This window comes from Pseudomonas sp. AK-TSAG1-1 (genome assembly GCF_056821665.1).
The window spans coordinates 3,250,617-3,264,644 of the sequence record NZ_CM165965.1; the positions used below are offsets into that span (position 1 = coordinate 3,250,617).

At 61.2% G+C, this 14,028-nt stretch carries 13 protein-coding genes and 1 tRNA gene; 4 read left to right on the top strand and 10 right to left on the bottom strand.

Annotated elements, in window-relative coordinates:
- Window positions 1-43: 43 nt before the first annotated feature.
- The 3 genes from AC1UK9_RS14415 to AC1UK9_RS14425 all read right to left on the bottom strand — a co-directional run bounded on the left by AC1UK9_RS14415 (window position 44) and on the right by AC1UK9_RS14425 (window position 3,326).
- Window positions 44-1,228: a DUF2252 family protein gene (locus AC1UK9_RS14415; protein ID WP_473015793.1), complete on the bottom strand. Its 1,185-nt coding sequence runs from the start codon at window positions 1,226-1,228 to the stop codon at window positions 44-46.
- Window positions 1,229-1,290: 62 nt separating this feature from the next.
- The gene (locus tag AC1UK9_RS14420) at window positions 1,291-2,619 is read right to left on the bottom strand and encodes an ATP-binding protein (protein WP_482577745.1); all 1,329 of its coding nucleotides are present in this window, start codon (window positions 2,617-2,619) and stop codon (window positions 1,291-1,293) included.
- Window positions 2,616-3,326, bottom strand: a complete 711-nt coding sequence (locus AC1UK9_RS14425; RefSeq protein ID WP_025109659.1) for a response regulator — start codon at window positions 3,324-3,326, stop codon at window positions 2,616-2,618. Before AC1UK9_RS14425 ends, AC1UK9_RS14420 begins: the two co-directional genes overlap by 4 nt.
- 165 nt (window positions 3,327-3,491) lie before the next feature.
- On the opposite strand from AC1UK9_RS14425, the gene AC1UK9_RS14430 reads away from it, so the two are divergent.
- Together AC1UK9_RS14430 and AC1UK9_RS14435 are read left to right on the top strand one after the other, a co-directional pair.
- Entirely contained in the window at window positions 3,492-3,815 is a 324-nt protein-coding gene (locus AC1UK9_RS14430) for a hypothetical protein (RefSeq protein ID WP_025109658.1), read from the top strand.
- A gap of 38 nt (window positions 3,816-3,853) precedes the next feature.
- Window positions 3,854-4,522, top strand: a complete 669-nt coding sequence (locus AC1UK9_RS14435) for a DUF3313 domain-containing protein (protein ID WP_473015795.1) — start codon at window positions 3,854-3,856, stop codon at window positions 4,520-4,522.
- Window positions 4,523-4,536: 14 nt separating this feature from the next.
- Here the strand turns inward: AC1UK9_RS14435 and AC1UK9_RS14440 are convergent, their stop codons facing one another.
- The gene (locus AC1UK9_RS14440; protein WP_482577747.1) at window positions 4,537-5,427 is read right to left on the bottom strand and encodes a LysR family transcriptional regulator; all 891 of its coding nucleotides are present in this window, start codon (window positions 5,425-5,427) and stop codon (window positions 4,537-4,539) included.
- Between the two features lie 99 nt (window positions 5,428-5,526).
- Here AC1UK9_RS14440 and AC1UK9_RS14445 point away from each other — a divergent pair, with 99 nt between their 5' ends.
- Window positions 5,527-6,180 (top strand): NADPH-dependent F420 reductase, encoded by a 654-nt coding sequence (locus AC1UK9_RS14445; RefSeq protein WP_482577748.1) that lies wholly within the window; start codon window positions 5,527-5,529, stop codon window positions 6,178-6,180.
- Window positions 6,181-6,237: 57 nt separating this feature from the next.
- Here the strand turns inward: AC1UK9_RS14445 and AC1UK9_RS14450 are convergent, their stop codons facing one another.
- Complete coding sequence (locus AC1UK9_RS14450; protein WP_482577749.1) at window positions 6,238-7,074, bottom strand: hypothetical protein; 837 nt, start codon at window positions 7,072-7,074, stop codon at window positions 6,238-6,240.
- A 138-nt stretch (window positions 7,075-7,212) separates the two neighbouring features.
- On the bottom strand, window positions 7,213-7,818 hold the full coding sequence (locus AC1UK9_RS14455; RefSeq protein ID WP_473015799.1) for a TetR/AcrR family transcriptional regulator: 606 nt from the start codon (window positions 7,816-7,818) through the stop codon (window positions 7,213-7,215).
- A gap of 156 nt (window positions 7,819-7,974) precedes the next feature.
- On the opposite strand from AC1UK9_RS14455, the gene AC1UK9_RS14460 reads away from it, so the two are divergent.
- Entirely contained in the window at window positions 7,975-9,357 is a 1,383-nt protein-coding gene (locus AC1UK9_RS14460; protein ID WP_482577751.1) for an aspartate aminotransferase family protein, read from the top strand.
- A 126-nt stretch (window positions 9,358-9,483) separates the two neighbouring features.
- Here AC1UK9_RS14460 and AC1UK9_RS14465 read toward each other — a convergent pair.
- The 4 genes from AC1UK9_RS14465 to fdhE form a co-directional block, all read right to left on the bottom strand.
- Window positions 9,484-9,579: transfer RNA gene (locus tag AC1UK9_RS14465), tRNA-Sec, on the bottom strand.
- 7 nt (window positions 9,580-9,586) lie between these two features.
- The gene (gene selB, locus AC1UK9_RS14470; RefSeq protein WP_482580478.1) at window positions 9,587-11,503 is read right to left on the bottom strand and encodes a selenocysteine-specific translation elongation factor; all 1,917 of its coding nucleotides are present in this window, start codon (window positions 11,501-11,503) and stop codon (window positions 9,587-9,589) included.
- Entirely contained in the window at window positions 11,500-12,912 is a 1,413-nt protein-coding gene (gene selA, locus AC1UK9_RS14475) for an L-seryl-tRNA(Sec) selenium transferase (protein ID WP_482577753.1), read from the bottom strand. Before selA ends, selB begins: the two co-directional genes overlap by 4 nt.
- Before the next feature lie 189 nt (window positions 12,913-13,101).
- Window positions 13,102-14,028, bottom strand: coding sequence for a formate dehydrogenase accessory protein FdhE (fdhE, locus tag AC1UK9_RS14480; protein WP_482577754.1), 927 nt, complete (start codon window positions 14,026-14,028; stop codon window positions 13,102-13,104).

A 14,028-nucleotide genomic window follows, 5' to 3' on the forward strand; every position in this document is an offset into this window, starting at 1 on the left:
CAAATTTCATATCGGCAACAGACAACTGAGTCCTCCAGCGGGATCAGTGCTCCAGCGCATAACGCCGGCAGTGCTCCAGATAGCCTTTCTCATGCCTGCCCACCAACTGCACGACACTCGACCACAACCACGACGGTGCATCCAGGGTCTTTGAGCGACACGCTTGCAGTTCGCGCATCCACGAGGCCCGTGTGCTCAGGTCCATCTGCCGGGCATGCGCCAGTCCCACGACGCGGGCCAGATACCCGGCGGCCAACATCGCATCGGTCTGACTCAACTGATCCAGCTCCAGTTTCATGTCTTGAGGCAGCAGCTCACGAATGAAGAAACCATGGTCGAGCACCCGGGCCGCAATCATCCGATTGCCAAGGCCCGGCGAGAGAAACCGCGCACCTTCGACGACCCGTTTGCCGTTGTCTCTGGGCATTGCCGCCCGGGCCACCCGCGGGGCCGCAGCGGCGACCGCTTCCTTGATGTCGAGCAAGCAATACTCTTCGTCATCGCCATCGCCCACCCCGAGTAAAACCGCATAGCGCTTGAGCCCCAGCGAACTGCAGCCTTTGACCCAATAGGCCGAGTCGAGCATTTTCACTCGATCATCCTTCGAGCGGCCCTTCAGTGACGTCACCAACGTGTGCAGATCTGGCGTGGCGCACAACGTCTTCAACGCGCTGCGCTCCTCGCGGGACAACGACCAGAAATGCTTGCCCAGCGGAATAGTCGGCTTGGTGTTTTCGATGCGCTCCTGGGCCAAATGCTTCCAGGTGCGCTGCACCGCGCTGCGCATCCCGGCTTTCACTTGCGCGGGGCGTGGTGGTTCTTTATCGACGTCGTCTTCAAACGCCTGCTCGTAGCCGCGCATCATTTCTTCGAGCATCCGCGCAGTCGCCACGCCGGGCAGATCCGAGCCACGGGCGGCGGTGGCCAAGGACAAGGCCAGACGGACCAGATCATGCGCAGGATTGCCGATAACGGTTTGGTCGAGGTCGCGGATGTGGATATCGATGCGCCCTTTCAAGTCGCCCGTCGGCCCCAGGTTCCCGGCGTGACAATCGCCACAGATCCACACTGCCGGCCCTTGCGGCAGGCGGCGTCCCGGCTGGCTGTGCAGCCACTCGTAAAACTGCACCGTACTGCCGCGCACGTAAGCGTGCGCGGAGCGGGCCATTTTCAGATTGCGAAGTTGTGACAGCGGTTCAAGGCGTGCGGAGGGCCGTGGGGTTTTCATGGACGCTTCTTGCAGTGAATGTGTCCTGTTGACCGCTCGCCATGGCTGAATGTTTCAAAATATTACAAAGGCAGCTCGACCCGAGCCAACAAGCCACCCCCGTTGCGATTACTCAACGTCAGCTCCCCGCCCTGCTCCCGGACAATGGCCCGCGCCGACGACAAGCCCAGCCCGACGCCACCGGTTTCACGGTTGCGCGAGGTTTCCAGGCGGAAAAACGGATCGAATACCCGTTGCAGCGATGCTTCGGGAATTCCCGGCCCCTCGTCACTGACGTCGATACAGATGCTGTAACCGTCACTGCTCAGCGCAATGCATGGCTGCTGCGCATACTTCTCGGCGTTCTCCAGCAGGTTGACGATCACCCGTTTGATCCCCAGCGGGCGTCCCTCATACACCAGATGTGCGGGGCCGCTGAAACCGATGGCGATATTCTGGTCGCGGTAGTCGTCGATGATCGTCTGCAGCAACTCCGACAGGTCGAACGCGGTGGTTTGCTCCGGTTGGGTGTCTTCACGGAAGAACGCCAGCGCGGCGTTGATCATCGATTGCATCTCTTCAATGTCGCGGATCAGTTTGTCCTGATGATCAAAATCTTCCATGAACTCGCTGCGCAGGCGCATCCGGGTCAGCGGAGCGCGTAAATCGTGGGAGATCGACGCGAGCATGTGCGTGCGCTCGCTGATGTAATGCTGAATCTGCGCCTGCATGGTGTTGAAGGCGATGATCGCCTGACGGATCTCGTCCGGGCCTTCGATCTTGATCGGCGGCGCACGCAGATCGCCGCCAAAACGGCGGGCAGCGCTGGCGAAACGCTGCAGCGGCTGGGCCAGTTGCCGTGTGGCAAGCCAGGCCACCAGCACCGTGGCGATCAGGCCGAGGGCGATGATGATCGCGATGCGTGTGCCGATGTCCAGTCCCCAGGAGCGCTCGCGCGAAGAGAACAGCAACCAGCTGGCATCGGGCAGTTGAATCAGCGCCGCATAGCGCCCCAGCGGGCTGCCGCTCGGCCAGTCAGCGGGGTTGAACACCCGAATCTGTCGATCATCGCCCAACAACTGATGCAACACCGATGTCTTGCCTGCCGTGAGTGGCGTACCACCCGAGGGCAATCCGAGGTCGTCGCGTTGCGCACTCCACATCACTTCCAGTGTCGGGCCGTTTGTCGCTTGCGCCAGTTTCACGCGTAACGGTGCCGGTGCGGCCTCGATCAACTTCACGGTGGCGGCAATCTGCTCCAGCAACCCGGTGCGTTCGATGGGCGGGCGCGCCCAGGTTCCCGCCACCTCCACGAACAGGAAATTGAGCGCCAGCGAAGCGAGCATGGCCGCGACGATGGTCAGGGCGATACGCCGACTCAGCGGATCACGGCGCAAGAAGCGGCGAATCATGAACGAGTGACCTTGGCCGTGAACATATAACCGCCGTTGCGCACAGTGCGGATCAGGTCAGGGCGTTTGCTGTCCGGTTCGATCTTGCGCCGCAGGCGGCTGACCTGCACGTCGATGCTGCGATCAAAGGCGTCATGGCCCTGGCCGCGAGACAGGTCGATCAGTTGTTCGCGGGTAAGGATGCGCTGCGGGTGCTCGAGAAACACCACCAGCAGGTCAAACTCGCCACCGGACAGCGGAATCATCACGTTTTGCGGCGAGCGCAGTTCGCGGCAGGTGATGTCCAGGTGCCAACCGGCGAAAGCGACTACCGGCCGTGACGGCTCGCTCGCGGGGCCGACCTGCTCACCGGCGCGGCGTTGCACGGCGCGCAAGCGGGCCAGCAATTCACGCGGGGCAAACGGTTTGGTCACGTAGTCATCCGCACCCAGTTCGAGGCCGACGATGCGGTCACTCAACTCGCCCATGGCGGTCAGCATGATGATCGGAATGCCCATCTGCGCCCGCACTTTCTGGCACAGGCTCAAGCCACCCTCGCCGGGCATCATCAGGTCGAGAATGATCGTGTCCGGGCGCTGTTGCGCAATCGCCGCCCACATTGCCGCGCCGTCGACGGCCACATCGACTTCGTAGGCGTGCTGGACGAAGAACTTCTTCAGCAAGGCGAGAATTTCCACGTCATCGTCGACGATCAGCAGTCTGCTCACGTTCACAGGATCCCAAGGCCAAAAAAAGAACGCATCTAAAACTATTCCGGCGCCCGGGTCATTTATTTCAATCGTGCAACATTCCGTCGTCCCGGACATCAAGCGGACATTGTGCGGCAAAAACCTTCTGCCACCCTGCACGCCTTCCAAAACAGGGGGCATTTCATGAAGGCTTTGCACAGCAGGTATACCGCCGAGGGACACGACGCCCGTTATCCGTTGATTCTCAGCCAACGCACCACGGCGCCTGAGCACGATACGCCGCTGCTGTTCCAGGAGTTCTGCCTGGGCCTGTCAGATGATCAAAGCCGCATCGTCTTGCGCCGCTATTTCGAACAATACGGGCCTTCCCAGGCGCAATGGGTGGAGTACGTGCATTCGATCCCGACCGCCGATCTCATCCACTGGATCATGACCCACGGTCAACTGCGCATCGAGTGCTCGGACAACACCCCGCCGCTCTCCTCCCCAACCACCGCCCGCGCTTGAACGACGCGGGTGCAAAGCGCAAAACAAGGATTCGCATGATGAGAAGCCATTGCTTGATGACACTGTTGTGTACAGCGTCTCTGAGCCTGTCGGGCTGCAGCAGCAAAACCGTCGAACCGGAGAAATACAGCGGTTTCCTGCATGATTACAGCGTGCTCAGCGAACACAAGTCGCCATCAGGCCTGCCGGTTCTGGGTTGGGTCAGCCCTGCGCTGGCCCGCGGCCGTTACACCCAGGTCTATCTGGCGCCGAGTCAGTTCTACCCCAGCGTCGAGCCGACGCAGCGGATTCCGCTGAGCACGTTGTCGGGCGTCACCGAGTACTACGACGCGGCCCTCAGGCTCGAACTGGGCAAGGTCATGCACCTGGTGTCCAGACCCGGCCCGAATACCCTGACCGTCAGACCCGCAATCACCCGCGTGTCCGCCAGCACGCAGAGCCTGCGCTTCTATGAATGGCTACCGGTGACCCTGGTCGCCGCCGGCGTGAGCACCGCCACCGGCATTCGTGACCAGGACAGTGAAATCGCCACCGAAGTCTCGTTCGAAGACGGCTCCACCGGCGAAGTGGTTGCCGAAGTTGTACGCAAGGGCACTGGCCTGGCCCTGGAAAACGACAAGCAGGTGCTGACCGCCGATGACGTCAAAGGCGTGCTGGACGGTTGGGCCAGTGATCTGGGCAAGTCATACGCGACGATTCGTCGCTAACCCCATGTCCTGCTTCACTGCGCAAAGTGCTTCACGGCCGCATCGATAAAACGGCGAACCTTGGCCGTTTTCTGCCGGTTCGCCGTGTACAGCAGATGCATCGCTCGGCTGGGCGCCTCGAAACCCTCAAGTAACTGAACCAACGCTCCCGCACACAAGGCCGGCTGAAGAAAATCCGCCGGCCCCAGCACGATGCCGAAACCATCCACCGCCGCCGACAGCAAGGCTTTGCTCTCGTTGACGTGCAAACGGCTGGTCACCGGCACGCTATACGCCTGCGCCCCCTTGAAAAACTGCCACTCACGATCAGCCGGCCGCGACCAATAGGCGTAACCGAGGCACTCGTGTGCCTGCAAATCCTCCGGCACACGCGGTGTCCCCCGCGCCGCCAGATACGCGGGTGACGCGCAGACCATCAGTCGATAGGGGGCCAAGGGTCTGGCCGTCAGGCTGGAGGTGGCAAGAGGACCGATCCGGAAAGCCACCTCAAAGCCCTCTTCCACCAGATCCACGGCGCGGTCGGTCAGATGCAGGTCGATTTCCACTTCGGGAAACTCCCGCAGAAACCCGGTCACGAAGGGCATCAGGCTATAGGAACCAAAGGTCACGGGCGCACTGACCTTGAGTTTTCCACGCGGTGTGTCGCTCATGATTTGCGCCAGTGAATCGGCGGCCTCGGCTTCAGCCACAATGTGCTTGCAACGCTCGTAATACGCACTGCCCAGTTCGGTCAGACTCTGCCGGCGCGTGGTGCGATTAAGCAGCCGCGCACCCAGCCTGTGTTCAAGCGCCGCGACATGCTTGGCGACCATCTGCGCCGACATGCCCAAGCGTTGAGCGGCGCTGGCGTAAGAGCCTGCTTCGGCAGCCATTACAAAAGCCGCCATGCTGCCAAGACGATCCATTCGAAACTCCTGTTATCGAAAGCAAGTAACAAACCGCAATTTATCAGCATCTGGTTAGCAATCATCATAGGCCCTTCAAACCCGATCAAGGAGCACGTGATGCGTATTGGAATTGTTGGAGCCGGATTCATAGGGCGCGCCGTGGCGCAATTGCTGATTGCCGCCGGGCATGAAGCAATGCTGAGCAACTCGCGCGGGCCGCAAACCATGAGCAGCGTGCTCAGCGGTATCGCCGGCTGCCAGATCGGCAGCGCCGAACAAGCGGTGCAGTTTGCTGATGTGGTGCTGGTGGCGATTCCGTTCGAGCACTACCCCAGCCTGCCAAGCGCATGGTTTGTGGGCAAAACCGTGTTGGACGCCAACAACTATTACCCCGAACGAGACGGCCATATCGCGGCCCTTGATAATCATCAAAGCACCACCAGCCGGTTGCTCGCGCAGCACCTGACCGGGGCAACGGTGGTCAAGGTGTTCAATGCCATCCTTGCCGGTGATCTGCTCAAGGACGCACGGCCGGCGCATTCGAACGAGCGCCGGGCGTTGCCAATTGCAGCTGATGATGCGCAGGCCAAGGCACTCGTCAGTCGGCTTCTGGATGAAATCGGTTTTGATGCAGTCGACGCAGGAAACCTGGATGAGAGCTGGCGATTCGAGCGGGCCAAACCGGCCTATTGCATTGCATTCGACAAGGCCGGCCTGATCCACGCCTTGGCAGCAGCCGAGCGCAACGTCGAATTGCCCCGCCGCTGGTAACGCCACGGAAGCCGCAAACCGGCTGCCTGCGGGGCGGCCGGTGTTCGGGGGCGGGGATTATCGGCTTGGGGTTTCGGTGATATCGAACGTGCAGTTGACCTTGCGGGGCGGTTCTTCGTTTTGTTGGAAGGCGCCGGTTAGCGTGCCTTTTGCGTGGGTTTGCGTGGGCAAGGAGGCAAAGGTCACTTCGCCGCTTCTTGCGTAAAAGAATCCGAATGGAGAGTGAAAGTAAAGCGCTTGAACCTTGCTGTCTGACCTTCCCAGTGGGTGCGTCAGTCCCTGCAAATCAGCATCGATGATCAGAGTGATATGTTCTGCGCCAATGGGCGGATGAGTGCGGCCAACGACCTCGAGATAAGGTTTACCGTCGACTTCCTTGCGTTGAATACCGACTTCAACGGCATTGAAGTTTTCCTTGTCGACCGTCCCCTCGAATGTCCCTTTACCTGCCAGGTGTGCAACGGTAATGCCGGTGAGATCGAAGATGCCTGAGTTCACGGAAATAATCTCGTCCGGGCCGGAGTGAACCCTGTAATCGAACGAACCCCACATGCGCGCGGTTTTCCAGTCGTAGTGCACTGTAAGCACGCCCTCGTATGACCCCAGGGAAACGCCTTCTGGAAAGTATGAATAGCGCCCTTGTGTTTTGCTGTCGGGCGAGGGTTTCAGCGAAAACCGGTTTTCCGTGCCGTCATTTGCAAGGGTATTGGGAAACCAGAGTTCAATCACCCTGAAAGTCTGGACGTCGTGCCTCATGGTGGCGCTGATCCTGAACTGTTCTGCAGTCTCCCTTATTTCCAGTTCTGTTCTAGCGATGAATGCCAGTTTGCCGTCTCTGTCCTCAATCGTTGCCTGGACATTGCCACGGGTGTTGTGCAGTTTTTCAGGTTTCATTGCGCGGCTCCCCTTTGGGTTATCTCCCGGACACAAGGGAGAGCAGGAGCGTAAGTCGCTTTGGCCGCCGACATAACTGTCAGAGTTGACAGGTACCTCTACCGTCCGGCTGCTGCGCGCAAGCTCTGCACGCCAGGTTCACCTCTCCAGCATGCCGTGACACAACAGCGTCAGCACCCCGCGCATGTGCAAGGCATGCGCCGGTCGATCCGGCACTTCCTGGGTCGCCAGACGAATGAACGCCATGTTCGCGTACTGGTTGAACAGCGTCGCGGCCACCTCCAGATCGACCGATGCACGCACCTTGCCCTGCGCCTGAAAATGCCCAAGCAACGCCTTGGTCTCTTCAATCACTGCCACATTCCACGGGCTCAAGGCCTGGGCCAGTTCACCGGTCAGCAGGAACGGCGCCAGTTCGCGCCACAGTGAGGCCGGCATTGCCTGCAGCTGGTAATCGGTCATCAGCCCTTCGAACTCGCACAGCGCCTCCAATGGATCGCTGTCGTCATCCAGATTGGCCCGCGCATCACGCATGGCCTGCTCGTCGGGCTGCTTGAGCAACGCCAGCAGAATCTCCTGCTTGCCGCCGAAGTAATTCACCACCGTCGGCGCGGACACCCCGGCCTGCACCGCAATCTGGTCCAGTGTGGTGGCTGCAAAGCCGTTGGTCTTGAACAGCTCAAGTGCCGCTTCGGCAATCACTTGCCGGCGCTGTTCCTTCTGCCGCTCTCTGAGTCCGCTCATGTTGCCTCTGATGATCCTTGCCAATGGCGATCAGCCTACGGATATCTTTTTTCACCGACAAATATTTTCTTTACAAAAATATTTTAAAGTGACAAATATTAGCCGTGCAGCGCTGGAATGAACGCACTCACCCGCCCCATTCTCTGGAGATCAGCCATGTCCGCCGAATTCGATCCGACCCGCAGTACCCGCGATTACCAGGCCGCCGACGCCGCCCACCACATTCATGCGTTCGTCGACCAGAAAGCACTCAACGAGGAAGGCCCGCGGGTGATGGTCAGCGGTGATCGCCTGGCGTTGTGGGACAACGACGGCAATCGTTATCTCGACGGCATGTCTGGCCTGTGGTGCACCAACCTCGGTTACGGGCGCAAGGACCTGGCCGCCGCCGCGACTGCACAGCTGCAACAACTGCCCTACTACAACATGTTCTTCCACACCACTCACCCGCAGGTGATCGAGTTGTCGGAACTGCTGTTCAGCCTGTTGCCCAAGCACTACAGCCACGCGATCTACACCAACTCCGGCTCCGAAGCCAACGAAGTGCTGATCCGCACCGTGCGCAAGTTCTGGCAGGTGATGGGCCAACCCGAAAAGAAAATCATGATCGGCCGCTGGAACGGCTACCACGGCTCGACCCTGGCCGCGACGGCGCTGGGCGGCATGAAGTTCATGCACGAAATGGGCGGCACCATCCCCGACGTGGCGCACATTGATGAACCGTACTGGTTCGCCCACGAAGGTGACCTCAGCCCCGAAGAATTCGGCCTGCGCGCAGCGAAACAACTGGAAGACAAGATTCTCGAACTGGGCGCCGACAAGGTTGCCGCGTTCGTCGCTGAACCGTTCCAGGGCGCCGGCGGCATGATCATCCCGCCTGCCACTTACTGGCCGGAAATCCAGCGCATCTGCCGAAAGTACGACGTGCTGCTGTGCGCCGACGAAGTCATCGGCGGTTTCGGCCGTACCGGCGAATGGTTTGCGCATCAGGCCTTCGGTTTCGAGCCCGACACCCTGTCGATCGCCAAGGGCCTGACCTCCGGCTACATCCCCATGGGCGGCCTGATCCTGTCGCGGCGCATGGCTGAAGCGCTGGTGGAAAAAGGCGGCGTGTTCGCCCACGGCCTGACCTACTCCGGGCACCCAGTGGCCGCAGCGGTGGCGATTGCCAACCTCAAGGCGTTGCGCGATGAAGGCGTGGTCACCCAAGTGAAAAACGATACCGGGCCTTATCTGCAGAACTGCCTGCGCGAAGTGTTCGGCAACCATCCGCTGGTGGGTGAAATTCAGGGCGTTGGTTTGGTTGCCGCGTTGCAGTTCGCCGAAGACAAAGCCACCCGCAAGCGTTTCGCCAACGAGAACGACATCGCCTGGCGTTGCCGCACCATTGGCTTTGAAGAAGGCTTGATCATCCGCTCTACTCTGGGACGAATGATCATGGCCCCGGCGCTGATTGCCACGCGGGCGGAGCTGGATGAATTGGTCGACAAGACTCGCATCGCCGTCGATCGCACGGCCCGCGAGTATGGCCGCCTGTAAACCGACAGCCATTGTGGGATCGGGCTTGCTCGCGAAGGCGGCCGATAATTCAACACAGATGTTGAATGACACACCGCATTCGCGAGCAAGCCCGATCCCACAGAGGTTTTTTGAATGGTGCGTAATTGGCGGAAGGCAGCCGGAGTCGAACCTGCCCGGGAACGGATGCCGTCCCCAACCGGGTTTGAAGCCCGGCCGCGCCACCGGGCGCGATTGCCTTCCTTTGAACTCAGGGTGCGTCGGCACTGGCCAGCGCGTTGTCGTGGCGGATCACGCGGGATTCGCCGATGCGTCGGGTCAGGCCAAGGCGGTCGAAATATTCCAGATACTGAATACAGCGTTTGCGTCCCAAGCCTAGCGCATCACGGAACGTTGTCACCTGGATCTGTGGATTTTCCTGTTCCAGTTGCAGCAGCACACTGGCCATGCGCCGCAGTTGCACGTCAGGCAGAAACAGGTCACGCACCACTTGGTACATCAGCCCCAGGCGCGCCAGTTTGCGCAGCAACAGGCGCACTGCCGCGTCGTCCTCACCGAGTATTTTAGCGACATCGCGCACCCACGGCGGATCGTATCCGGCCTGTTCGAACAGCGGCTGCAGGCGCAGCCACAGGGTTTCGTCTTCGGCATTCAAACGTACCTGATGATCCGGCAGGTGCAGCCACGGCCCACTGGCGTTGATCGATCCGGCGGCACGCAATTCGTCCAGCAGGCTGGCAAAGGTCGAACGCTCCAGCGCCAGACCGCTGAAGCGCCGCAGACGGTCGCGATCCGGGCCCATCTGGTCGGGTTCCAGCTCATGGAGTTTTGCCAGTTGCTCCAGCACGGTGAACTTCAGTTGTCCCCAACGCTGCACGTTGAACAGCACCGGGCCTTGGCGGGTGTCGATCAGGCGCACGTTGGACGGTAGTGACCAGTCTGCACGTTGACGATTGAACTGGCGCTCCAGCCGCTGCGGATCCAGGCCACCGGCGCTGTGGTTGAGCAACACCGGCAGCGCTTGCTCAAGACCGTCGCTGCGCACCAAGGCTTGCAGTTGCGCCATCCGTTCCGGGCTGCGGCGTTGTCGGGCCGGGGCGAACGGGTCGAGCACCTGGCCACCGCCGAGGGTGCGTTGCGCGCTCGGGTCACGCAGGATCACCCGATCGCCCTTCACCGCATGCACCGGGGCGTTGATCAGCAGTTGCGCGAACATGCGCTGGCCGGAGTTCAAGCGCGGGCCTTCGAGCAAAGCCACGCGAGCGATCACGTCCTGGGTACCGAGGTGCACATGCACCGGGTGAAAGTGTTCGAACGTGCGCTCGCCGGGCAGCAGCTGAAACTCGATATCGACCCGTTGCGTCGGTGCGTGCAGCCATTCGGCCAACAACCATTGGCCGCGATGGATCTGCTCCAGCGTGAGCCGATCACCGCTGATATTCAGTGCCACGCGTTGCCCGGCGAAGGCCTGTTCGGCGGGTTGATTCTGCGCATGCAAGCCACGCACCCTGACCGATTTTCCGGACGGCCCGAGCGCCAGTTTGTCCCCGACGCTAACCGTACCCGACAACGCCGTCCCGGTGACCACGATGCCCGCGCCGGCCACGCTGAAGGCGCGGTCGATGGCCAGACGGAATCCACCTTCGCGGCTGCGCTCATGCACTTCGCCCTGGGTTTGCAACAAACGCTGACGCAACTCATCGACGCCCTGCCCGGTTACGCTCGACACCGCCAGCGTCGGCGCATCGGCAAACGGCCCGGTTTCCAGCAAATCGAGAACCTGGCGTTCAACCTCTTCCAACCTGCCCGGTTCGACCCGGTCACACTTGGTGATCGCCACCAGCGCCCGGGGAATGCCCAGCAACTGGACGATCGCCAGATGCTCGCGGGTCTGCGGCATCACCCCGTCGTCCGCTGCCACCGCCAGCAACACCAGATCGATGCCCTGCGCCCCGGCGAGCATGTTGTGGGTGAATTTCTCGTGGCCCGGCACATCGATGAACCCGGTCAGCCCGGCACCGGGCTTTAGCTGCGCGTAGAGATAACCGAGGTCGATGGTCATCCCACGTTCGCGTTCCTGCGGGCGGCGGTCGCCGGTTTGCCCGGTCAGGGCCTGCAGCAACGAGGTCTTGCCGTGGTCGATGTGCCCGGCAGTGCCGACGATCACGATTCGACCTGCAACTGCGGCAATTGCGCCAGCCACGCTGTTTCATCGTCGAGCTGACGTAGATCGAGCCACAGCGCATCGTCGTCAATGCGCCCGAGCACCGGGATCGGCAAACCGCGCAGCGCCGCTTCCAGATTCAGCAGAAAACGCCCACGCAAACGCTTTGAAACCTGCGGGCGACAACACAGCGCCGCACTCGGCAATCGCGCCACCGGTTGGCTGCCGCTGCCGATCATGCCCAAGGCCTGAACGGCGCTGACCTGCCAGGATTCGCTCAAGGCCTCAGCCATCGCCGGTTGTAAACGCGAAGCTTGGGCGAAAATGTCGGCTTGCGAGCGAGTCAACAGCCGCAAACTCGGCAGACGTTCCGCGAGGCGATCCGGATCGCGATACAAGCCGAGCACCGCTTCCAGCGCCGCCAAGGTCAATTTGTCCACCCGCAGCGCGCGTTTCAGCGGGTTCTTCTTGATCTTCGCGATCAGCTCTTTGCGCCCGACGATCAATCCGGCCTGCGGCCCACCGAGCAATTTATCGCCGCTGAACGTAACGATATCCGCGCCATCGAGCAGCGCCTGACGCACCGTCGGCTCAGCCGGCAAGCCCCAGCGGGTCAAGTCCAGCAGGCTGCCGCTGCCCAGATCTTCCAGCAATGGCAAATCATGCCGATGGGCCAGCTCGGCCAGTTCAGCGGTGGGCACGCGGGCGGTAAAGCCTTCGATGCTGTAGTTGCTTGCATGCACGCGCATGATCAAACCGCTGCGCGGGCTGATCGCCGCTTCGTAGTCTTTGGCATGCGTGCGATTGGTGGTGCCGACTTCGTGCAGGCGCACGCCGGCGCGGGCCATGATGTCGGGGATGCGGAACGCACCGCCGATTTCGATCAGCTCACCGCGTGAAATGATGCCTTCCTTGCGCGCGCCGAGGCTGTTCAGAGTCAGCAGCACCGCAGCGGCATTATTGTTGACTACGGTGACCGCTTCGGCGCCGGTCAACTCGCGGATCAGGCCTTCGATCAAATCGTCGCGATCACCGCGCTTGCCGCTGGCCAGGTCGAATTCGAGATTGAGCGGATATCGCGCGGCCATCTGCACTGCTTCGATGGCTTCATCCGGCAACAGCGCCCGGCCAAGATTGGTGTGCAGCACCGTGCCGGTCAGGTTGAACACCCGCCGCACGTGGCTGCGCTGTTGTTGCGCCAGGCGCTCGCCGACGCGCCCGGCGAGCACGTCTGGGCTGATTTCGACGGCTGATAATTGCCCGTTCAACACGCTAGAGCGCAACTCATCGAGCAACTGGCGCAAACTGGCCAGCAACGACTCACGCCCATAACGCTCGGCCAACGGCACACAGGCCGGGTGACGCAACAAACCATCAATGGACGGTAAACGCGGGGCAACACTTGCGGACATCAGCCACTCCCGAAAACAAAAGACTTTCCGGCATGACCTGACGCAACGCGTCCAGACACAGCACACCGGCCCCCCATTGTGGGAGGGGGGCTCGCGAATGCGGTGAGTCAGCTACAAATGATCTGACTCACACGGCCCCTTCGGGAGCAAGCCCCCTTCCACAAGTTTTCAGGAGTGTAGACGTTCTGGTCATTCGTCTCCCGGCGCCAGTAACAGATTCGGTGCCAGACGCTGATATCCATCCTGCGCCAGACGCATGTCGAGCAGCAGGCTGGTGAGGTCCGCCGACAGTGCTTCGCCGTCGGCATCGTTTTCCAGATACAGCAGTTTCAGATAACTGTTACAGCCTGGGCAGACCTCCGCCCGAATCGGCGCCTGATTGGCTGCATGCCGATCATCCTCAAGGCTCAGGTAATCGAGGCCTTTGCTCGACTCGCAATACACGCACTTGACCCTCACCACGTGCCATTCGCAGGCGCACAGCGAACACACCAGATAACGCAGGCCGTTGTGTTTGCCGCGATGGCGGATCACCCCGGCCATCGCCGGTGAACCACAACCCGGGCATTGGCTGAGGCTGTCACCGGGTTTCAGTTGCAGGTTGGGTGCGCTGAGCAGCCAGTGACTCCAGGCCACTTGCAGCCCGGCGCCGAGAAACGGCACCAGTTGCGCCGGCACCATCGAGTACTGGCCGCTGACCAAGGCCACCGCACATGCGCGCAACTGGCCCGAACTTGCGCTCTGCAGCGTATTCACCGCCTCAACAACTGCGGGCTGTTCAACCGGCTCATAGCGTTTTAGCAAAGCGCCGAGATAAGCCTGCCAACCCTCTTCACGCACCAGCGTATCGGCGGCGAACGGCGGCAGACCATGTTGCTGACAGGCTTCAATCCTTTGCTGATCAAACGGCGCCGTCAGCGGTGGATCGTCGAAAACCTGCTGCTGCACCCGGCACAACCCGGCGATCAGACGCAGGTAGTCAGCCAGCGCATGCCCTTGGGCCAATTGCTCCAGACGTTGCGCGCGCAAGGTGAACAGGTTGTGCGGTGGCAGGTGCAGAAACGGCGGCGAACTGGCCGCCGCTTCGATTTCCCCGGGTTCAAGAATGGTTGCCAA

What these genes read in the sequence shown, in the direction of transcription:
- AC1UK9_RS14435 (WP_473015795.1), top strand. Translation starts at nt 3,854, where the DNA reads ATGAGAAGCCATTGCTTGATGACACTGTTGTGTACAGCGTCTCTGAGC.
- AC1UK9_RS14445 (WP_482577748.1), top strand. Translation starts at nt 5,527, where the DNA reads ATGCGTATTGGAATTGTTGGAGCCGGATTCATAGGGCGCGCCGTGGCG.
- AC1UK9_RS14430 (WP_025109658.1), top strand. Translation starts at nt 3,492, where the DNA reads ATGAAGGCTTTGCACAGCAGGTATACCGCCGAGGGACACGACGCCCGT.
- AC1UK9_RS14460 (WP_482577751.1), top strand. Translation starts at nt 7,975, where the DNA reads ATGTCCGCCGAATTCGATCCGACCCGCAGTACCCGCGATTACCAGGCC.
- AC1UK9_RS14455 (WP_473015799.1), bottom strand. Translation starts at nt 7,818, where the DNA reads ATGAGCGGACTCAGAGAGCGGCAGAAGGAACAGCGCCGGCAAGTGATT.
- AC1UK9_RS14450 (WP_482577749.1), bottom strand. Translation starts at nt 7,074, where the DNA reads ATGAAACCTGAAAAACTGCACAACACCCGTGGCAATGTCCAGGCAACG.
- AC1UK9_RS14415 (WP_473015793.1), bottom strand. Translation starts at nt 1,228, where the DNA reads ATGAAAACCCCACGGCCCTCCGCACGCCTTGAACCGCTGTCACAACTT.
- AC1UK9_RS14440 (WP_482577747.1), bottom strand. Translation starts at nt 5,427, where the DNA reads ATGGATCGTCTTGGCAGCATGGCGGCTTTTGTAATGGCTGCCGAAGCA.
- AC1UK9_RS14420 (WP_482577745.1), bottom strand. Translation starts at nt 2,619, where the DNA reads ATGATTCGCCGCTTCTTGCGCCGTGATCCGCTGAGTCGGCGTATCGCC.
- selA (WP_482577753.1), bottom strand. Translation starts at nt 12,912, where the DNA reads ATGTCCGCAAGTGTTGCCCCGCGTTTACCGTCCATTGATGGTTTGTTG.